The following is a 21388-nucleotide window of genomic DNA, read 5'->3' on the forward strand; positions in this document are numbered from 1 at the left end:
CCTAGTGGGGCGTTTTGCTATCTGTCACTTTTGTCTGGATACCGGTTTATGAGCGTTCCTCGTGAAACCATCGCCGCCGTCGCCACCGCTCAAGGTCGCGGCGGGGTGGGCATCGTCCGTATTTCCGGGCCGCTGGCGAGTGTGGCGGCCAAAGCCATCAGCGGTCGCGAACTGAAACCGCGTTACGCCCATTACGGCCCGTTCCTGAGTGAAACCGAAGAGGTACTGGACGAAGGCATCGCCTTATATTTCCCCGGGCCGAACTCGTTCACCGGCGAAGATGTGCTGGAACTCCAGGGCCACGGCGGTCCGATCGTCCTGGATATGCTGCTCAAGCGCTGCCTGGAATTGGGTTGTCGCCTGGCCCGACCGGGTGAATTCAGCGAACGCGCCTTCCTCAACGACAAACTCGACTTGGCCCAGGCAGAGGCGATTGCCGATTTGATCGAGGCCAGTTCTGCACAGGCTGCGCGTAATGCCCTGCGTTCCTTGCAAGGTGCGTTTTCCCAGCGTGTGCATAACCTCACCGAGCAATTGATCGGTTTGCGCATCTACGTTGAAGCCGCCATCGACTTCCCGGAAGAAGAAATCGACTTCCTCGCCGATGGCCATGTGCTGAGCATGCTCGACAAGGTCCGCGATGAATTATCCACAGTGCTGCGCGAAGCCGGGCAGGGTGCCTTGCTGCGGGACGGCATGAACGTCGTTATCGCAGGACGGCCGAACGCCGGCAAATCCAGCCTGCTCAATGCCTTGGCCGGTCGTGAAGCGGCGATTGTTACCGAGATTGCCGGCACCACCCGGGACATTCTTCGCGAACATATCCACATCGACGGCATGCCGTTGCACGTGGTCGACACTGCAGGCCTGCGCGATACCGATGACCAGGTGGAAAAAATCGGCGTTGAGCGTGCGTTGAAAGCCATCGGCGAAGCGGATCGGGTGTTGCTGGTGGTGGATGCCACCGCGCCGGAAGCCCTGGATCCGTTTGCCCTGTGGCCAGAATTCCTCGAAACCCGGCCAGACCCGGCCAAAGTCACGCTGATCCGTAACAAGGCTGACCTGACGGGCGAAGCGATTGCCCTGGAAGTCAGCGACGATGGCCATGTCACCATCAGCTTGAGTGCCAAGTCTGCGGGCGAGGGCCTTGAGCTGCTGCGTGAACACCTCAAGACCTGCATGGGCTACGAGCAGACCTCGGAAAGCAGCTTCAGCGCACGCCGGCGTCACCTGGAGGCGCTGCGCCATGCCAGTGCCTCCCTCGAGCACGGCCGTGCGCAGCTGACGTTGGCAGGTGCCGGCGAGCTATTGGCTGAAGATCTGCGTCAAGCGCAGCACTCTTTAGGTGAAATCACCGGCGCTTTCAGCTCCGATGACCTGTTGGGGCGGATCTTTTCCAGCTTCTGCATCGGTAAATAGCCCCTTCGTTGTTCACAGACAGGCCATTCGTGCCTGTCTGTTCCCTCCTTTTCTGAAAACTTCCCCCAGTGCCGAACAGATTCTTTCTGCTTGAGCGGATTTCTCCTGCCCGGAAATCGTCCTTTCGACGCTTTTCTGTGAATTAAGCCCTGTGAATAACTGCCACTAAGGGCAGTTGATAACAGGGCCTGAAAACTGAAGATAAACCCCTCTGTGGATAACCACCCCTTTCATCCACAGGCTTACACCGGTTATCCAAGGGCCTCCTTGGCACATGACCACAGGGTTTTGAATCTCTGTACATATTGAATATAAAGGGCTGTAGAGATCTATCCACAGAAATGGTGCTCAGTAGAAATAAACATAAAAACAAAGATTTAATAAATTTCTCTCTTTTTAATTTCTATAACCCCGACTTCTCCACAGCTGGTTAAATTTTGTGCAAAGGGTTCTTTAGGAAGGGCGAAGTCCCTATACTTGCCGACCAGGTCCAAAAACCTGAGACCAACCTATTCCGGATTACCTAACTGAAGCAGGCACGAGGTGCGTGGTGGATTTCCCTTCCCGTTTTGAAGTGATCGTCATCGGCGGCGGTCATGCCGGTACCGAGGCAGCACTGGCGTCAGCACGTATGGGGGCAAAAACCCTGTTGCTGACGCATAACGTGGAAACCCTCGGTGCCATGAGTTGCAACCCTGCCATTGGCGGGATCGGCAAAAGCCACCTGGTCAAGGAAATCGACGCCCTCGGCGGCGCGATGGCCATGGCCACCGATAAGGGGGGTATCCAGTTTCGCGTGTTGAACAGCCGCAAAGGCCCGGCCGTGCGAGCGACTCGCGCTCAAGCCGACCGGGTTTTGTACAAGGCGGCTGTCCGCGAAGCCCTGGAAAACCAGCCCAACCTGTGGATATTTCAACAAGCCGCTGATGACCTGATCGTCGAACAGGAAACGGTGCGCGGTGTTGTCACCCAAATGGGTCTGCGTTTCTTCGCCGATTCTGTGGTGTTGACCACTGGCACCTTCCTCGGTGGACTTATCCACATTGGCATGCAGAATTATTCCGGCGGTCGCGCCGGTGATCCTCCATCGATTGCGCTGGCTCGCCGCTTGCGTGAGTTGCCGCTGCGTGTTGGTCGCTTGAAAACCGGTACGCCGCCGCGTATCGACGGCCGTTCCGTGGATTTCTCGGTGATGACCGAGCAAGCAGGCGATACGCCGATCCCGGTGATGTCGTTCATGGGCTCCAAAGAGCAGCACCCGAAACAGGTCAGCTGCTGGATTACCCACACCAACGCCCGGACCCACGAAATCATCGCCGCGAACCTCGACCGTTCGCCGATGTATTCCGATGCCGGGCTGATCGAAGGCATCGGTCCGCGTTATTGCCCCTCGATCGAAGACAAGATCCACCGCTTTGCCGACAAGGAAAGCCATCAGGTCTTCATCGAACCGGAAGGCTTGACCACCCACGAGCTGTACCCGAACGGTATTTCCACTTCCCTGCCATTCGACGTGCAATTGCAGATCGTGCAATCGATCCGCGGCATGGAAAACGCGCACATCGTTCGCCCGGGCTATGCCATCGAATACGACTACTTCGACCCGCGTGACCTGAAGTACAGCCTGGAAACCAAAGTGATTGGCGGTCTGTTCTTCGCCGGACAAATCAACGGCACCACCGGTTACGAAGAGGCCGGCGCCCAAGGTTTGCTGGCCGGAGCCAACGCCGCGCTGCGTGCACAGGGCAAAGACGCCTGGTGTCCGCGTCGCGACGAGGCGTACATCGGGGTGTTGGTCGATGACCTGATTACCCTGGGTACCCAGGAACCGTACCGGATGTTTACGTCCCGGGCCGAATACCGCCTGATCTTGCGCGAAGACAACGCCGACCTGCGTCTGACCGAAAAAGGTCGCGAACTCGGTTTGGTCGATGATGCCCGTTGGGCGGCGTTCTGCAAGAAACGCGAAAGCATCGATCTGGAAGAGCAGCGCCTGAAAAGTACCTGGGTTCGCCCGGGCACCGAGCAGGGCGATGCGATTTCCGAGAAGTTCGGCACGCCGCTGACCCACGAATACAACTTGCTCAATCTCTTGAGCCGTCCGGAAATCGACTACGCTGGTCTGATCGCCGTGACGGGCGGTGGTGCAGAAGATCCACAAGTCGCGGAACAGGTCGAAATCAAGACCAAGTACGCTGGCTACATCGATCGCCAACAGGATGAAATCGTTCGTCTGCGGGCCAGCGAAAATACCAAGTTGCCTGTGGATATCGATTACACGAACATCTCCGGTCTCTCCAAAGAGATCCAGAGCAAGCTCGGTGCGACCCGTCCAGAGACGTTGGGCCAGGCGTCGCGTATCCCGGGCGTGACCCCGGCAGCGATTTCGCTGTTGATGATTCATTTGAAAAAACGCGGCGCGGGCCGTCAGTTGGAGCAAAGCGCTTGAGTTCGTTGGTCACCTCGCAACATGCAGAAGAGTTATCCACAGGTGCTCGCCAGCTCGGTGTCACGCTGACAGAAACCCAGCATGCGTTGCTGCTGGGTTATCTGGCCCTGTTGATAAAGTGGAACAAGGCCTACAACCTGACTGCCGTGCGTGATCCGGACGAAATGGTGTCCCGTCATTTGCTCGACAGTCTGAGCATCATGTCGTTTGTGGAAAACGGCCGCTGGCTGGACGTTGGCAGCGGCGGCGGCATGCCGGGCATTCCGTTGGCCATCCTGTTTCCAGAGTCCCAAGTGACCTGCCTGGACAGCAATGGCAAGAAAACCCGCTTCCTGACCCAGGTCAAACTCGAACTCAAACTGGATAACCTGCAAGTTATCCACAGTCGCGTTGAAAGTTTCCAGCCAGAACAGCCGTTCAACGGGATCATCTCCCGGGCGTTCAGCAGCATGGAAAACTTCAGCAACTGGACGCGCCACCTCGGCGACCGCGATACACGTTGGCTGGCAATGAAGGGCGTTCATCCCGCCGATGAGCTGGTAGCATTGCCGGCAGACTTCCACCTCGATAGCGAACACGCCCTGGCCGTACCTGGTTGCCAAGGCCAACGCCATCTGCTGATACTGCGCCGCACGGCATGATTGGGAACACAAGCAAGAATGGCTAAGGTATTCGCGATAGCGAACCAAAAGGGTGGTGTGGGCAAGACCACCACCTGCATCAACCTCGCAGCTTCCCTGGTCGCTACCAAGCGCCGGGTGTTGTTGATCGATCTCGATCCACAGGGCAACGCCACCATGGGTAGCGGTGTGGATAAACACGGCCTGGAAAACTCGGTCTATGACCTGTTGATCGGTGAGTGCGACCTGGCCCAGGCCATGCACTTCTCCGAGCACGGTGGTTACCAGCTGTTGCCGGCCAACCGCGATTTGACGGCGGCCGAAGTGGTGCTGCTGGAAATGCAGATGAAGGAAAGTCGCCTGCGCAGCGCATTGGCGCCGATCCGTGAAAACTACGATTACATTTTGATCGACTGCCCGCCGTCGCTGTCGATGTTGACCCTGAACGCACTGGTCGCCGCTGACGGGGTCATTATCCCCATGCAGTGCGAGTACTTTGCGCTCGAAGGTTTGAGCGACCTTGTGGATAACATCAAGCGCATCGCCGAACTGCTGAACCCGAACCTGAAAGTCGAAGGCCTGTTGCGGACCATGTATGACCCGCGCCTGAGCCTGATGAACGATGTCTCGGCCCAGCTCAAGGAACACTTCGGCGAACAGCTCTACGACACCGTGATTCCGCGCAACATCCGCCTGGCCGAAGCGCCAAGCTATGGCATGCCGGCGCTGGCGTACGACAAATCATCGCGTGGCGCCATCGCCTACCTGGCATTGGCGGGCGAACTGGTTCGCCGCCAGCGCAAAAACTCACGCACCGCCGCTGCTCAGGCAACTTAAGGAATCCCCATGGCCGTCAAGAAACGAGGTCTCGGACGTGGACTGGATGCACTGCTGAGTGGTCCGACTGTCAGCTCGCTCGAAGAGCAAGCGGTACAAGCTGATCAGCGTGAGCTGCAGCACCTGCCCCTGGACCTGATCCAGCGCGGCAAGTACCAGCCGCGCCGGGACATGGATCCCCAGGCGCTGGAAGAGCTGGCGATGTCGATCAAGGCCCAGGGCGTCATGCAGCCGATCGTGGTTCGCCCGATTGGCAACGGTCGTTTCGAAATCATCGCCGGCGAACGCCGCTGGCGTGCCAGCCAGCAGGCCGGCCAGGAAACCATCCCGGCGATGGTGCGCGATGTGCCGGATGAAACCGCCATCGCCATGGCGCTGATCGAGAACATCCAGCGCGAAGACCTCAATCCAATCGAAGAAGCGGTGGCCCTGCAGCGTTTGCAGCAGGAGTTCCAGCTGACCCAGCAACAGGTCGCCGAGGCTGTGGGTAAGTCCCGCGTCACCGTCGCCAATTTGCTGCGCCTGATCGCGTTGCCGGAAGTCATCAAGACCATGTTGTCCCACGGCGACCTTGAAATGGGCCACGCACGTGCTTTACTGGGTTTGCCGGAGAATCAGCAGGTTGAGGGGGCGCGACACGTTGTCGCACGCGGGCTGACCGTGCGCCAGACTGAGGCACTGGTTCGCCAGTGGCTGAGTGGCAAACCGGAGCCTGTGGAAGCTGCAAAACCCGACCCGGATATCGCTCGACTTGAGCAGCGCCTGGCCGAGCGCCTAGGCTCTGCGGTGCAGATCCGCCACGGAAAGAAGGGCAAAGGGCAGCTGGTGATTGGTTATAACTCTCTCGACGAGCTTCAAGGTGTGCTTGCGCACATCCGCTGAAACATTTCCTCATGTAGCGCGCAGTCGGAAATCACTACCTGACAGTTGAATAGGGGCTGAACCGCCCCTATACTCTGCGCGCATTTTGTCGGCACAAATTATGCCAAGTTATTGAATTCTGGCAGCCGACCATTGGGGAGTAAAAGTGATGGAAACCCGCACGCCAAACCGCTTGCCGTTCCATCGCCTGGCAGTTTTTCCGGTGCTAATGGCTCAATTTATCGTTTTGCTCATCGCTGCTTTGGCGCTGTGGCAATGGTACGGAGTCGTTGCCGGGTACTCAGGACTCTGCGGAGGCCTGATAGCCTTGTTACCCAATGTTTATTTCGCTCACAGGGCATTTCGGTTTTCCGGCGCCCGAGCAGCTCAAGCCATCGTCCGGTCTTTTTATGCTGGCGAGGCGGGCAAATTAATTCTGACGGCAGTGCTCTTTGCATTGACGTTTGCAGGTGTGAAGCCATTGGCGCCGCTAGCTGTATTCGGCGTCTTCGTGTTGACCCAACTGGTCAGCTGGTTCGCGCCCCTGCTGATGAGAACAAGACTTTCGAGACCTTAGGGCGTTTGAGGCAACCATGGCAGAGACAACCGCTTCGGGCTATATCCAGCACCACTTGCAGAACCTGACCTTCGGTCAGCATCCTACCGGCGGCTGGGGCTTTGCCCACACCGCAGCAGAGGCCAAAGAAATGGGCTTCTGGGCTTTCCACGTCGATACTCTCGGCTGGTCGGTCGCGTTGGGTCTGATCTTCGTTCTGATTTTCCGCATGGCGGCAAAGAAGGCGACTTCCGGTCAACCAGGTGCTTTGCAGAACTTCGTTGAAGTATTGGTCGAATTCGTCGATGGCAGCGTGAAAGACAGCTTCCATGGCCGTAGCCCGGTGATTGCACCGCTGGCACTGACCATCTTCGTCTGGGTCTTCCTGATGAACGCCGTCGACCTGATCCCGGTCGACTGGATTCCTCATTTGGCCATCCTGATCACTGGCGATTCGCACATTCCATTCCGTGCCGTATCGACCACTGACCCGAACGCTACCCTGGGCATGGCCCTGTCGGTGTTCGCGTTGATCATTTTCTACAGCATCAAGGTCAAGGGCATCGGCGGCTTCATCGGCGAACTGACTCTGCACCCGTTTGGCAGCAAGAACATTTTCCTGCAAGCGCTGTTGATCCCGGTGAACTTCCTGCTGGAATTCGTCACCCTGATCGCCAAGCCAATCTCCTTGGCACTGCGTCTGTTCGGCAACATGTACGCCGGCGAACTGGTCTTCATTCTGATCGCCGTGATGTTCGGCAGCGGTCTGCTCTGGCTTAGCGGCCTGGGCGTAGTTCTGCAGTGGGCGTGGGCTGTGTTCCACATCCTGATCATCACCCTGCAGGCGTTTATCTTCATGATGCTGACCATCGTTTACCTGTCGATGGCGCACGAAGAGAACCATTAAGACCAGTCTCGACTAGTCTGATGTCCCACCCGGTCAAACGGGTGGGTGCCCGAACAGGGCTTATGAAACGATTTGTTTTACCGCTTTAAAATCTAAAAAACCTAAACCATACGACGTAAAAGTCGGGAGGAAAGATGGAAACTGTAGTTGGTCTAACCGCTATCGCTGTTGCACTGTTGATCGGCCTGGGCGCACTGGGTACCGCAATTGGTTTCGGCCTGTTGGGCGGCAAGTTCCTGGAAGGCGCAGCGCGTCAGCCAGAAATGGTTCCAATGCTGCAAGTCAAAATGTTCATCGTTGCCGGTCTGCTCGACGCCGTAACCATGATCGGTGTTGGTATCGCTCTGTTCTTCACCTTCGCGAACCCATTCGTTGGTCAACTCGCTGGCTAATCACTCGAACCTTCGAGTGATTGGTTTGATGTGCAACGAACGAGCGAGGTGTTGGCGTGAACATTAATGCAACCCTGATTGGCCAGTCCGTTGCGTTCTTCATTTTTGTACTGTTTTGCATGAAGTTCGTGTGGCCTCCGGTCATCGCGGCTTTGCACGAACGTCAGAAGAAGATCGCGGATGGACTGGACGCTGCCGCCCGAGCAGCTCGCGACCTGGAGCTGGCCCAAGATAAAGCGGGTCAGCAACTGCGCGAAGCAAAAGCTCAGGCAGCCGAAATCATTGAGCAAGCCAAGAAACGCGGTAACCAGATTGTTGAAGAGGCTGTTGAAAAAGCCCGTATCGACGCTGACCGTGTGAAGGTCCAGGCTCAGGCCGAGATCGAGCAGGAACTGAACAGTGTCAAAGACGCGCTGCGTGCCCAACTGGGTGCACTGGCCGTCGGCGGCGCCGAGAAGATCCTGGGTGCCACAATCGATCAAAACGCGCACGCGGAGCTGGTAAACAAACTGGCTGCTGAAATTTAAGCGAGGGCGATCATGGCAGAATTGACCACGTTGGCCCGACCTTACGCTAAGGCAGCCTTCGAGCACGCCCAGGCCCACCAGCAACTGGCCTCTTGGTCAGCCATGCTCGGCCTGGCTGCAGCAGTGTCGCAAGATGACACCATGCAGCGCGTGCTCAAGGCCCCGCGACTGACGAGCGCAGACAAGGCCACCACGTTTATTGACGTGTGTGGCGACAAGTTTGATGCCAAGGCACAGAACTTCATTCACGTCGTTGCCGAAAACGACCGTCTCCCGCTTTTGCCGGAGATATCCGCTCTGTTCGACCTGTACAAGGCCGAACAAGAGAAGTCGGTAGACGTTGAAGTGACCAGTGCTTTTGCATTGAACCAAGAACAGCAAGACAAACTCGCCAAGGTTCTCAGTGCACGACTCAACCGGGAAGTGCGCCTGCAAGTCGAGGAAGACAAATCCCTTATTGGGGGCATTGTCATCCGCGCCGGCGACCTGGTTATCGATGGCTCGGTTCGCGGAAAACTCGCAAGCCTTGCCGAAGCATTGAAATCTTGAGTTTGAAGGGGCAGCAGAGCAATGCAGCAACTCAATCCTTCCGAAATAAGTGAAATTATCAAGGGCCGCATCGACAAGCTCGATGTGACCTCCCAAGCCCGTAACGAAGGCACAGTCGTCAGCGTATCTGACGGTATCGTGCGGATTCACGGTCTGGCCGACGTCATGTACGGCGAGATGATCGAGTTTCCGGGCGGCGTCTTCGGTATGGCCCTCAACCTTGAGCAAGACTCTGTAGGCGCCGTTGTATTGGGCTCCTATCAGTCTCTGGCTGAAGGCATGAGCGCCAAGTGCACTGGCCGCATCCTCGAAGTTCCGGTTGGTAAGGAACTGCTGGGTCGCGTAGTCGACGCACTGGGTAACCCTGTTGACGGTAAAGGTCCACTGGGCAACACCGAGACCGACGCGGTCGAGAAAGTTGCTCCAGGCGTGATCTGGCGTAAGTCGGTAGACCAGCCTGTACAGACTGGCTACAAGGCTGTCGATGCCATGATCCCTGTCGGCCGTGGCCAGCGTGAGCTGATCATCGGTGACCGTCAGATCGGTAAAACCGCTCTGGCGATCGACGCGATCATCAACCAGAAAGACAGCGGCATTTTCTGCGTCTACGTAGCGATCGGTCAGAAGCAATCGACCATCGCCAACGTTGTTCGCAAGCTGGAAGAAAACGGCGCACTGGCTAACACCATCGTCGTGGCAGCGAGCGCTTCGGAATCTGCAGCACTGCAATTCCTGGCACCGTACTCCGGTTGCACCATGGGTGAATTCTTCCGCGACCGCGGTGAAGACGCGCTGATCGTTTATGACGATCTGTCCAAGCAAGCAGTGGCTTACCGCCAGATTTCCCTGCTGCTGCGCCGTCCACCAGGCCGTGAAGCTTACCCAGGCGACGTGTTCTATCTCCACTCCCGTCTGCTGGAGCGCGCATCCCGCGTTTCGGAAGAATACGTAGAGAAGTTCACCAACGGCGCAGTGACCGGCAAAACCGGTTCCCTGACCGCACTGCCGATCATCGAAACCCAGGCTGGCGACGTTTCCGCGTTCGTTCCGACCAACGTGATTTCCATCACCGACGGTCAGATCTTCCTGGAATCGGCCATGTTCAACTCCGGGATCCGTCCTGCTGTGAACGCCGGTGTTTCGGTATCCCGTGTGGGTGGTGCCGCTCAGACCAAGATCATCAAGAAGCTCTCCGGTGGTATCCGTACCGCTCTGGCTCAGTACCGTGAACTGGCGGCATTCGCCCAGTTCGCTTCTGACCTGGACGAAGCGACCCGTAAGCAACTTGAGCATGGTCAGCGCGTTACCGAGCTGATGAAGCAGAAGCAATACGCACCAATGTCGATCGCTGACATGGCGCTGTCGCTGTATGCCGCTGAGCGTGGGTTCCTGACTGACATTGAAATCGCCAAGATCGGCAGCTTTGAACAAGCGCTGATTGCTTTCTTCAACCGCGATCACGCCGATTTGATGGCGAAGATCAACGTGAAGGGTGACTTCAATGACGAAATCGACGCTGGCATGAAAGCCGGTATCGAGAAGTTCAAGGCCACCCAAACCTGGTAAGCCGCAGCGGGAGCCGCAAGGCTCCCGCTTGCTAACCTGATAGGTGTTACATGGCAGGCGCAAAAGAGATTCGCAGTAAGATTGCGAGCATCAAAAGCACGCAAAAGATTACCAGCGCCATGGAAAAAGTGGCGGTCAGTAAAATGCGCAAGGCACAAATGCGCATGGCTGCTAGCCGTCCTTACGCGGAGCGCATCCGCCAGGTTATTGGTCATTTGGCCAACGCTAACCCGGAATATCGCCACCCATTCATGATCGACCGTGAAATCAAGCGCGTCGGTTATGTCGTGGTGAGCAGTGACCGTGGTCTGTGTGGTGGCTTGAACACCAACCTGTTCAAGGCCCTGGTCAAGGACATGGCGAAAAACCGTGAAAACGGCGTCGAGATCGATCTGTGTGTTGTTGGTAGCAAGGGTGCGGCTTTCTTCCGCAACTTCGGCGGTAACGTCGTCGCCGCTATCAGCCACCTGGGTGAAGAGCCATCGATCAATGATCTGATTGGCAGTGTCAAGGTGATGCTGGATGCCTACCTCGATGGTCGTATCGACCGTTTGAGCGTTGTGTCCAACAAGTTCATCAACACCATGACGCAGCAGCCTACCGTGGAGCAGTTGATTCCACTGGTTGCAACCCCGGATCAAGGCCTCAAGCACCACTGGGACTATCTCTACGAGCCGGACGCCAAAGAGCTGCTTGACGGCTTGATGGTTCGCTACGTGGAGTCGCAGGTCTACCAGGCGGTGGTCGAGAACAACGCGGCTGAACAAGCTGCGCGGATGATCGCGATGAAGAACGCTACCGACAACGCCGGTGATTTGATCAGCGATTTGCAGCTGATCTACAACAAGGCGCGTCAGGCTGCGATCACCCAAGAGATCTCGGAAATCGTCGGCGGCGCTGCCGCGGTTTAACGGTTCAAATATTCAGAGGATCCAGCTATGAGTAGCGGACGTATCGTTCAAATCATCGGCGCCGTTATCGACGTGGAATTTCCACGCGACAGCGTACCGAGCATCTACAACGCGTTGAAAGTTGTAAGCGCGGCCGAAACCACCCTGGAAGTTCAGCAGCAGCTGGGCGACGGCGTGGTTCGTACCATTGCGATGGGTTCCACCGAGGGCTTGAAGCGCGGTCTGGAAGTCACCGACTCTGGCGCAGCCATCTCCGTACCGGTCGGTAAAGCGACCCTGGGCCGGATCATGGACGTCCTCGGTAACCCGATCGACGAAGCTGGCCCGATCGACACCGAAGAGCGCTGGGGCATTCACCGTCCTGCGCCAACCTTCGCTGAACAAGCGGGCGGCAACGACCTGCTGGAAACCGGCATCAAGGTTATCGACCTGGTTTGCCCGTTCGCCAAGGGCGGTAAAGTCGGTCTGTTCGGTGGTGCCGGTGTAGGCAAAACCGTAAACATGATGGAACTGATCCGTAACATCGCCATCGAGCACAGCGGTTATTCCGTGTTCGCCGGTGTGGGTGAGCGTACTCGTGAGGGTAACGACTTCTACCACGAGATGAAGGATTCCAACGTTCTGGACAAAGTGGCACTGGTTTACGGTCAAATGAACGAGCCGCCGGGTAACCGTCTGCGCGTAGCACTGACCGGCCTGACCATGGCCGAGAAGTTCCGTGACGAAGGTAACGACGTTCTGCTGTTCGTCGACAACATCTATCGTTACACCCTGGCCGGTACTGAAGTATCCGCACTGCTGGGCCGTATGCCTTCGGCAGTAGGTTACCAGCCGACCCTGGCCGAAGAGATGGGTACTCTGCAAGAGCGTATCACTTCGACCAAAAACGGTTCGATCACCTCGATCCAAGCGGTATACGTACCTGCGGATGACTTGACTGACCCGTCGCCAGCGACCACTTTCGCCCACTTGGACGCCACCGTCGTTCTGTCCCGTGACATCGCTTCCCTGGGTATCTACCCAGCGGTCGATCCACTCGACTCGACTTCGCGCCAGCTGGACCCGAACGTGATCGGCCAGGACCACTACGACACCGCTCGCGGCGTCCAGTACGTTCTGCAGCGTTACAAAGAACTGAAGGACATCATTGCGATCCTGGGTATGGACGAGCTGTCGGAATCCGACAAGCAGTTGGTAAACCGTGCTCGTAAGATCCAGCGCTTCTTGTCGCAGCCGTTCTTCGTGGCTGAAGTCTTCACCGGTGCCTCGGGTAAATACGTTTCCCTGAAAGACACCATTGCTGGCTTCAAAGGCATCCTCAACGGTGACTACGACCACCTGCCAGAACAAGCGTTCTACATGGTCGGCGGCATCGAAGAAGCGATCGAGAAAGCCAAGAAACTGTAATCCCGGCGCCCGGCAACGGGCGCTAATTTAGGTTGAGGCAATCAGATGGCTATGACAGTCCATTGCGATATCGTCAGCGCGGAAGGGGAAATCTTTTCCGGCCTGGTCGAGATGGTGATTGCGCACGGTGCACTGGGTGATCTTGGTATCGCCCTGGGTCACGCGCCGCTGATCACTAATCTCAAGCCAGGCCCGATCCGCCTGATCAAGCAGGGCGGGGAAACCGAGGTGTTCTACATCTCCGGTGGTTTCCTCGAGGTTCAGCCGAACATGGTCAAGGTTCTTGCCGACACCGTGCAACGTGCTGCCGACCTGGATGAAGCCTCCGCTCAGGAAGCCGTTAAGGCTGCCGAGAAGGCCTTGCATGAACGTGGCGCAGAATTCGATTACGGTTCTGCCGCCGCACGTCTGGCCGAGGCGACAGCTCAGCTGCGCACCGTCCAGCAGATCCGCAAGAAGTTCGGCCACTAATAGGCCGGTGCTTGTTGTGTGATTGATTAAAAAGGGTAGCCTCGGCTACCCTTTTTTCTTTTCCGATGTTCATAACCCGGTCGCAGTTGCTGACCACCCAGGATTGGTAGCCAGTCATGTCTCTTGAAATCGTAATCCTCGCTGCCGGCCAAGGCACTCGCATGCGCTCGGCGTTGCCCAAGGTGTTGCACCCGATTGCCGGCAACTCGATGCTGGGCCATGTTATCCACAGCGCCCGGCAACTTGATCCACAGCGCATCCATGTGGTGATCGGCCACGGCGCCGACGCCGTGCGTGAACGCCTGGCAGCGGATGACCTGAATTTCGTGTTGCAGGACAAGCAACTGGGCACCGGGCATGCCGTGGCCCAGGCCGTACCATTTATCAAATCCGATACCGTGCTGATCCTTTACGGCGACGTGCCTCTGATCGAAGTCGAAACCCTGCAACGCCTGCTCAAGCAGGTGACGCCGCAGCAACTGGGCTTACTCACCGTAGAGCTGACCGACCCGACCGGTTACGGCCGTATCGTGCGTGATGCCGACGGCAAGGTCGCCGCGATCGTCGAGCAGAAAGACGCCAATGAAGACGAGCGCAAGATCACCGAAGGCAACACCGGGATTCTGGCGGTGCCGTTTGAGCGTCTGGGCGACTGGATGAGCCGGCTCTCCAACAACAATGCCCAGGGCGAGTACTACCTGACCGACGTGATTGCCATGGCCGTCAGCGATGGTCTGGTGGTGGCTACCGAACAACCCCATGACGCCATGGAAGTGCAGGGCGCCAACGACCGCAAGCAACTCGCGGAACTGGAGCGTCACTATCAGTTGCGCGCCGGTCGCCGGTTAATGGCCCAGGGCGTAACCCTGCGCGATCCGGCTCGCTTCGATGTGCGCGGTGAAGTGACTGTCGGTCGCGACGTGCTCATCGACATCAACGTGATCCTCGAAGGCAACGTCGTGATCGAAGACGACGTGGTCATCGGCCCGAACTGTGTGATCAAGGACAGCACCCTGCGTAAAGGCGTGGTGATCAAGGCCAACAGTCACATCGAAGGCGCGATTCTGGGCGAGGGCAGCGATGCCGGCCCGTTCGCCCGTTTGCGTCCGGGTACCGTGCTTGAGGCGCGGGCCCATGTGGGTAACTTCGTCGAGCTGAAAAACGCGCATATGGGCGAAGGCGCCAAGGCCGGTCATCTGACGTACCTGGGCGATGCCGAAATCGGCGCGCGCACCAACATCGGCGCCGGCACCATTACCTGCAACTACGACGGCGCGAACAAATGGAAAACCGTGCTGGGTGAAGATGTGTTCATCGGCTCCAACAACTCGTTGGTAGCGCCTGTGGATATCTCGTCCGGCGCAACCACTGCGGCGGGTTCGACCATTACGCAGAATGTGGATAACGCGCAGTTGGCTGTAGGCCGGGCGCGGCAGAAGAACATTGATGGCTGGAAGCGGCCGGAGAAAATCAAGAAGAGCTGAGTTATCCACAGCTCGTAAAATAAAAAGATCGCAGCCTTCGGCAGTTCCCACAGGGTGATACGTATCCCGTGTAGGAGCTGTCGAAGGCTGCGATCTTTTTTATGGGTTATCCACAGGTGGTGTTCCACCCGGCTTCCAGCGGGGTTACTGGCAGTGCGCGCGAAGCGATTTTGTAGAGCATGCGCAAGCCTGAATCCGAGCGCTGGGACAGTCGTGTCAGCAGCATGATCCACGCGACACCGGCGTGGGACACTTTGACCGGCCTGAGCGGATTTTTATGGACGTTACGCAGGGTCAACAGCGCCAGGCCAATGTTCCACAGCAGAAAACGCCGAATACCCGAATGCCTGGCCGGTATGAGCAGGGCGTATTGCAGCGCCCGCTGCAAATGGGAATGGGCGGTGCCAATCAGCTCCGCAACGGCCTGTGCATAAAGTGGGTCGTTGTGCCCGGCCTTGAGCTGTGCGAACTGGACACCATGCTTGGCGAGCAGGTCCCGAGGCAGCCAGCAGGCGCCCCGTAAACGGTCGTCCCACTGATCCTTGAGGATATTGGTCAACTGCAGGCCCATGCCAAAGGAAAGGGCCAGCCGATGCAGGTTCTCTCGCTGGGGCAGCAGGGCGGGTTCAAAATCGATGAACAGCTCTGTCAGCAGCTTTCCCACGACACCAGCCACACAGTAGCAATAACGGTCCAGCTGCTCAGAGGTGTCCAAACCCTGCACGCCGGCATTCTCCTGAAATTCGCTCATGCCCTGGGTCATCACGCTCAGGCACTGCAGGATCGCCTCCTGCTGAAAAGGGCGCAGGGCGTGGAATATCGTCAACATCTGTGGCAGATGGCGGACCAGGTCGTGTTCAGCCTGAAGGGTCTGATCCGTCAGGTGCTCACTCAGATCATCACTGAAGGCCTGGGCATCCGCCTCGCCTGATACAACATTCAGGAACGCATTTTCGTACTGGCGTTTCTGCCGGGCCGTGAGGCCGGGTTCATCTTCGATGGTATCGGCAATCCGACAGAGCAAGTAGGCGTTGGTCACCACCGGGTAAAGTTCGGGCGGCAACTGGGGGATGGTCAGGGCAAAACTGCGCGATACCCGGGTGAGGATCTCGTCCTGATAACGGGTCGGGTCAACATAGGCGTCGGACTGTGCCCGTAATCGCCATTGTTCGAGCTGGCAGGCCGGGGCGCTCAGGATGGTCTTGAACCAGACGGTGAAGGCTTCGGGCTCGGCATCGATCCACTGCAATAACTCGGATGTTTCAATCCACCGCCATTGCGCGGCTTCCTCCGGGTTTACCTCGGGTTCGCCATCAAACCGACCGATGAAAATATGATCGAATTCGTGCTCGATCAGATCCCCCGAGACTTCAGACTTGTAAATCAGGGTCGTGACTTCTTCCAGCGGGCAATCGAAGCCCATTTCCTCCCCAAGCCGGCGGTGAGCCGCTTGGGCGGTGCTCTCGCCCGGGCGAGGGTGGCCACAACATGAGTTGGTCCACAGGCCCCCGGAGTGGTATTTGCTCAGCGCGCGCTGCTGCAGCATCAACCGCCCTTGGCCATCAAAGATGAAGAGCGAGAACGCGCGATGCAGCAGCCCTTCGCGGTGAATGGGCAACTTGTGACCGGTGCCGATTTGCTGATCATTGCGATCCACCAGAATCAGTGATTCTTCCATGCTTCAAATCACCTCAGTCGCTGGAGTCCGGGCCTGGCGCAACGTGCAGTAGCGTGCCAGGGCCCACATTGGAAAGTACAAACCGTATCCGTGATACGTCGTGTAAAGCACCCGAGGTACACCGGTGCCCGTGGCATGCGGGTCTGTCCAGGTGCCCTCGTTTTTTTGCGCCTTGAGCAAGTATTCAATGCCTTTTGCCGTGACGGGATGCTCCACGGCACCGGCCGCCATTAATCCCAATAAGGCCCATGCCGTTTGGGATGGGGTGCTGACCGAAGGCTGATGGCGTGGGTGATCCAGGGAATAGCCGCAAGCATCTTCGCCCCAGCCTCCGTCCTCGTTCTGCCTCAGGATCAGCCAGTGGCGAGCCTTTTGAACAGCCGATGACTGGGTGTCGTAACCCATGGCGGCAAGCCCCTCCAGCACCGACCAGGTGCCATAGATGAAGTTGATGCCCCATCGCCCGTACCAACTGCCATCCGTTTCCTGCTCCGCCAGCAGGTAATTCAGTGCCTTGCCCGTGATGTCATCGCAGACCGGGGTTGCACCCAGTTGCCCGAGCAGCGCCAGGCAGCGGCCGCTGACATCGGCGGTGGGATGATCAATCATCATGCCGTGTTCGGCAAAGGGAATACTGTTGAGGTAATACTGGGTGTTGTCAGCCTCGTAGGCGCCCCAGCCGCCATGGCGACCTTGCATACCCTTTATCCATTCCTGTGCCCGGGCAATCGACTCGCCGTAGTCAGCACCGGGAACGACCTGCATGGCCTTGTGCATGACGGTCGCGACCAGAGCGGCGTCGTCGACATCGGGATGGTTGGGCAACACGTATTGAAACGCCCAGCCGCCGGGACGCAGGTGAGGCCTGGTCACCGCCCAGCCCCCGTACACGTCGAGTATCTGCCGTTGCTTGAGCCAGTCGATGCCGCGCACTGCCGCCTCCCATCCCCGGCGATTGCCGGTTTCCAGCAATGCCTGACAGGCCCATGCCGTGTCCCAGACGGGCGACACGCATGGTTGGCAGTAAGCCTGCTGCTCGGTCACCACCAACAGTTTTTCGCAGGCTCTACGCGCCGTTTGCATCGCGCGATGGTCACGGGGATAACCCAGGGCCTGAAGCATGATCAAGCTGATCGCGATGGTCGGCAGCGTTGCGCCGTAGCCATCTTCGCCATTGAGCTGTCCGGTCACGTACGCCACCGCTGTATCCAACGCTTTTTTACGTCGGCCCTTGGGACGCCACGGATCGATGCGGTGCAAAAGACGATCGATCGCGGAAAAACAGACAAACCAGACCCGGTTTTGGTGGGGCGCCCGGGGGAATGGAGTGGTTTCGTTTGCCGGGTGGATAAACAGCTCGGTGATGCCGACGTCTTGGGGATTACGCGCCGTGGGCCGCAAGACCTGCAACACGGAAACAGCCACCGTGAACAGGCGAGGGATGCAGAAAATCTTCGACAGATGAAACGGAAACCAGCGTGGCAGCAACATCACTTCCACGGGAATCAGGGGCAATACACGCCAGGGGATGACGTTGTACAAGGCGAGCCAGATGCGGGTGACCACGTTGCAGTTAGCGGCCCCGCCGTGCTGGCGAATAAGCGTGCTAGCACGTTGCATGTGCGGCTCGTCCTTCGTATGTCCGAGCAGCTTGAGCGCAAAGTAGGTTTTGACACTGGCATTGAGGTTAAAACGGCCTCCTTGCAGTAACGACCATCCGCCTTCTGCCTGTTGCCGATCTCGCAAGTAGCGCGCGAGCCTGGTTTGCAAGGTGGGTTCAAGGGATTCGCCCAGGAAATGCATCAGCAACACATATTCAGAGGTTATCCCCGCATCGGCCTCGAACTCGAAGACCCAATGGCCGTCAGCTTGCTGTTTGCCCAGCAGGGCGCTCAAGGCGTTGTCCAGTACGTCTTTAACGCGAGTGTTCATTGAGGGAGGCTCTGGTCGTGGCGGTACCTACGCAGATTAAAAACGTCATTGCCCGGGCGTTGTAACTGTCAAAAATAACAGTTGCGATGAATGGTCATCTTAGAAATCGTCCCTCGACGCCTCAAACATCCCCTTGACGAAGTTTCGCCAATAGGTTCTGATTGCTTTCGTTATCTTTCGAATCGAAACTTACCAGCCCATGTCGAAGCGCAATACACCACAACGCCGCCACAACATCCTCGCCTTGCTCACCGAGCAGGGGGAAGTCAGCGTGGACGAGTTGGCCAAGCGCTTCGAGACCTCGGAAGTGACGATCCGCAAAGACCTCGCCGCCCTTGAGAGCAATGGCCTGCTGCTGCGCCGTTACGGTGGCGCGATCACCATGCCCCAGGAACTGGTGGCTGACCTCGGCCAACCGGTGTCCAAGTACAAGCAAGCCATCGCGCGTGCCGCCGTGCTGCGGATTCGCGAGCATGCGCGGATCATCATCGACAGCGGCAGCACCACCGCCGCCATGATCCCGGAACTCGGCCAGCAGCCGGGCCTGGTGGTGATGACCAATTCCCTGAATGTGGCCAACGCCCTGAGCGAGTTGGAGCACGAACCGGTGCTGTTGATGACCGGCGGCACCTGGGACCCGCATTCCGAGTCCTTTCAGGGGCAGGTCGCCGAGCAGGTACTACGCTCTTACGACTTTGACCAGTTGTTCATCGGTGCCGATGGCATCGATCTGGTCCGTGGCACCACCACCTTCAACGAATTGCTGGGCTTGAGCCGCGTGATGGCTGAAGTCGCCCGGGAAGTGGTGGTGATGGTCGAAGCCGACAAGATCGGTCGCAAGATTCCCAACCTGGAACTGCCCTGGAGCAGCGTCCATACCCTTATTACCGATGATCGCCTGCCACTTGAGGCACGGGATCAGATTCAGGCTCGCGGTATCAATTTGATCCTCGCGGCTGTCAGTCAGGAGAAATAGCATGTGTGGAATTGTCGGCGCCGTCGCAGAACGTAACATCACCGCCATCCTGCTCGAAGGGCTGAAGCGCCTCGAATACCGGGGCTATGACAGCGCGGGCGTGGCGGTTTTCACCAATGACGGGATCCTTGATCGCCTGCGCCGTCCGGGCAAGGTCAGCGAGCTGGATCAAGCCCTCGCCGAGACACCGCTGATCGGTCGCCTGGGCATCGCCCACACCCGCTGGGCCACCCATGGCGCACCGTGCGAACGCAACGCCCACCCGCACTTCTCCGGGCAGAACCTGGCCGTTGTGCACAACGGCATCATCGAAAACCACGAAGCCCTGCGTGAGCAATTGAAAGCCCAGGGTTACGTGTTCACCTCGGACACCGACACCGAAGTCATTGCCCACCTGCTGGCGCATAAACTCAAAGACCTGCACGACCTGACCGTGGCCCTCAAAGCCACCGTTAAAGAGCTGCACGGTGCTTATGGCCTGGCGGTGATCAGCGCCGATCAGCCGGATCGCCTGGTCGCCGCCCGCAGTGGCAGCCCGCTGGTGATTGGCCTGGGCCTGGGGGAAAACTTCCTCGCCTCCGACCAATTGGCCCTGCGTCAGGTCACTGACCGCTTCATGTACCTGGAAGAAGGCGATATCGCCGAGATTCGCCGCGACAGCGTGCAGATCTGGGACATCGACGGCAAAGCCGTTGAGCGCGAAGCGGTGCAGTATGGCGACAACGCCGAATCCGCCGAGAAGGGCGAGTACCGCCACTTCATGCTCAAGGAAATCCACGAGCAACCCACGGTGGTGCAACGCACCCTGGAAGGGCGTTTGAGCCAGCAACAAGTGTTGGTGCAAGCCTTCGGTCCAGAGGCCCCCGAGCTGTTCGCCAAAGTGCGCAACGTGCAGATCGTTGCCTGCGGCACCAGCTACCACGCCGGCATGGTTGCCCGTTACTGGCTCGAAGAGCTGGCCGGGATTCCGTGCCAGGTCGAAGTCGCCAGCGAATTCCGCTACCGCAAAGTCGTGGTGCAACCCGACAGCCTGTTCGTGACCATCTCCCAGTCCGGCGAAACCGCCGACACCCTGGCCGCTCTGCGCAATGCCAAGGAACTGGGCTTCCTCGCCAGCCTGGCGATCTGCAACGTCGGCATTAGCTCGCTGGTGCGTGAGTCCGACCTGACTTTGCTGACCCAGGCCGGTCGCGAAATCGGCGTGGCCTCGACCAAAGCCTTCACCACGCAGTTGGTTGGCCTGTTGCTGCTGACCCTGTCCCTCGGTCAGGTCCGCGGTACGTTGGCCCCAGGCGTCGAAGCCACGCTGGTCGAAGAACTGCGTCGCCTGCCGACCCGTCTGGGCGAAGCCCTGGCCATGGACAGCACCGTGGAAAAAATCGCCGAGCTGTTCGCCGACAAGAACCACACTTTGTTCCTGGGGCGCGGCGCGCAATACCCGGTGGCGATGGAAGGGGCTCTGAAACTCAAAGAGATCTCCTACATCCACGCCGAAGCCTACCCGGCCGGTGAACTGAAACACGGCCCGTTGGCGCTGGTGGATAACGACATGCCCGTGGTCACCGTGGCGCCGAACAACGAATTGCTGGAGAAGTTGAAATCCAACCTCCAGGAAGTCCGCGCCCGGGGTGGCGAGCTGATCGTCTTCGCGGACGAAAAGGCCGGCATGACCAATGGCGAAGGCACCCACGTGGTTCAGATGCCGCACATCCACGACATCCTGTCGCCGATCCTCTACACCATCCCGTTGCAGTTGCTGTCGTACTACGTCGCGGTGTTGAAAGGCACGGACGTTGACCAGCCGCGCAACCTGGCGAAGTCGGTGACGGTGGAATAAGTTATCCAC

General features: G+C 58.2%; 19 protein-coding genes. 17 read left to right on the top strand and 2 right to left on the bottom strand.

Annotated elements, in window-relative coordinates; translation table 11 throughout:
- Positions 1-48: 48 nt before the first annotated feature.
- The 15 genes from mnmE (at position 49) to glmU (ending at position 14956) form a co-directional block, all read left to right on the top strand.
- Entirely contained in the window at positions 49-1419 is a 1371-nt protein-coding gene (gene mnmE / locus FQ192_RS15230; RefSeq protein ID WP_149659339.1) for a tRNA uridine-5-carboxymethylaminomethyl(34) synthesis GTPase MnmE, read from the top strand.
- Positions 1420-1969: 550 nt separating this feature from the next.
- Positions 1970-3868, top strand: a complete 1899-nt coding sequence (gene mnmG, locus FQ192_RS15240; RefSeq protein ID WP_149659340.1) for a tRNA uridine-5-carboxymethylaminomethyl(34) synthesis enzyme MnmG — start codon at positions 1970-1972, stop codon at positions 3866-3868.
- A complete protein-coding gene (gene rsmG, locus FQ192_RS15245) occupies positions 3865-4509 on the top strand; it encodes a 16S rRNA (guanine(527)-N(7))-methyltransferase RsmG (protein WP_149659341.1) in 645 nt (214 codons plus the stop codon). The genes mnmG and rsmG overlap by 4 nt, the downstream gene beginning before the upstream one ends.
- An 18-nt stretch (positions 4510-4527) precedes the next feature.
- Entirely contained in the window at positions 4528-5325 is a 798-nt protein-coding gene (locus FQ192_RS15250) for a ParA family protein (protein ID WP_133835237.1), read from the top strand.
- Between the two features lie 9 nt (positions 5326-5334).
- Entirely contained in the window at positions 5335-6207 is an 873-nt protein-coding gene (locus FQ192_RS15255) for a ParB/RepB/Spo0J family partition protein (RefSeq protein WP_133835238.1), read from the top strand.
- A 148-nt stretch (positions 6208-6355) separates the two neighbouring features.
- Positions 6356-6763: a F0F1 ATP synthase subunit I gene (locus FQ192_RS15260; RefSeq protein ID WP_054048155.1), complete on the top strand. Its 408-nt coding sequence runs from the start codon at positions 6356-6358 to the stop codon at positions 6761-6763.
- Between the two features lie 16 nt (positions 6764-6779).
- Complete coding sequence (atpB, locus tag FQ192_RS15265; protein WP_123515495.1) at positions 6780-7649, top strand: F0F1 ATP synthase subunit A; 870 nt, start codon at positions 6780-6782, stop codon at positions 7647-7649.
- Positions 7650-7783: 134 nt separating this feature from the next.
- Complete coding sequence (gene atpE / locus FQ192_RS15270; protein ID WP_002555987.1) at positions 7784-8041, top strand: F0F1 ATP synthase subunit C; 258 nt, start codon at positions 7784-7786, stop codon at positions 8039-8041.
- 56 nt (positions 8042-8097) lie between these two features.
- Entirely contained in the window at positions 8098-8568 is a 471-nt protein-coding gene (locus tag FQ192_RS15275; protein WP_008027535.1) for a F0F1 ATP synthase subunit B, read from the top strand.
- Positions 8569-8580: 12 nt separating this feature from the next.
- A complete protein-coding gene (locus FQ192_RS15280; protein WP_149659342.1) occupies positions 8581-9117 on the top strand; it encodes a F0F1 ATP synthase subunit delta in 537 nt (178 codons plus the stop codon).
- Between the two features lie 21 nt (positions 9118-9138).
- Positions 9139-10683 (top strand): F0F1 ATP synthase subunit alpha, encoded by a 1545-nt coding sequence (gene atpA, locus FQ192_RS15285; protein ID WP_121732610.1) that lies wholly within the window; start codon positions 9139-9141, stop codon positions 10681-10683.
- 50 nt (positions 10684-10733) lie between these two features.
- Complete coding sequence (gene atpG, locus FQ192_RS15290) at positions 10734-11594, top strand: F0F1 ATP synthase subunit gamma (protein ID WP_149659343.1); 861 nt, start codon at positions 10734-10736, stop codon at positions 11592-11594.
- Positions 11595-11621: 27 nt separating this feature from the next.
- Positions 11622-13001, top strand: a complete 1380-nt coding sequence (gene atpD / locus FQ192_RS15295) for a F0F1 ATP synthase subunit beta (RefSeq protein ID WP_149659344.1) — start codon at positions 11622-11624, stop codon at positions 12999-13001.
- A gap of 45 nt (positions 13002-13046) precedes the next feature.
- Positions 13047-13472 (top strand): F0F1 ATP synthase subunit epsilon, encoded by a 426-nt coding sequence (locus tag FQ192_RS15300; RefSeq protein ID WP_149659345.1) that lies wholly within the window; start codon positions 13047-13049, stop codon positions 13470-13472.
- Positions 13473-13588: 116 nt separating this feature from the next.
- Positions 13589-14956 carry a bifunctional UDP-N-acetylglucosamine diphosphorylase/glucosamine-1-phosphate N-acetyltransferase GlmU gene (glmU, locus tag FQ192_RS15305; protein ID WP_149659346.1) on the top strand — a complete coding sequence of 456 codons (1368 nt, stop codon included), beginning with the start codon at positions 13589-13591 and terminating at the stop codon, positions 14954-14956.
- Between the two features lie 106 nt (positions 14957-15062).
- On the opposite strand, the gene idi is transcribed toward glmU, so the two are convergent.
- Complete coding sequence (gene idi / locus FQ192_RS15310; protein WP_256672287.1) at positions 15063-16634, bottom strand: isopentenyl-diphosphate Delta-isomerase; 1572 nt, start codon at positions 16632-16634, stop codon at positions 15063-15065.
- 3 nt (positions 16635-16637) lie between these two features.
- The gene (gene shc / locus FQ192_RS15315) at positions 16638-18566 is read right to left on the bottom strand and encodes a squalene--hopene cyclase (RefSeq protein WP_149659347.1); all 1929 of its coding nucleotides are present in this window, start codon (positions 18564-18566) and stop codon (positions 16638-16640) included.
- Between the two features lie 199 nt (positions 18567-18765).
- Here shc and FQ192_RS15320 point away from each other — a divergent pair, with 199 nt between their 5' ends.
- Complete coding sequence (locus tag FQ192_RS15320; RefSeq protein ID WP_149659348.1) at positions 18766-19542, top strand: DeoR/GlpR family DNA-binding transcription regulator; 777 nt, start codon at positions 18766-18768, stop codon at positions 19540-19542.
- A gap of 1 nt (position 19543) precedes the next feature.
- Positions 19544-21379: a glutamine--fructose-6-phosphate transaminase (isomerizing) gene (gene glmS, locus FQ192_RS15325; protein WP_149659349.1), complete on the top strand. Its 1836-nt coding sequence runs from the start codon at positions 19544-19546 to the stop codon at positions 21377-21379.
- The last annotated feature ends 9 nt before the right edge of the window (positions 21380-21388 follow it).

Origin of the sequence: Pseudomonas sp. ANT_J12 (assembly GCF_008370045.1) — a bacterium.
Taxonomy (GTDB): Bacteria; Pseudomonadota; Gammaproteobacteria; order Pseudomonadales; family Pseudomonadaceae; genus Aquipseudomonas.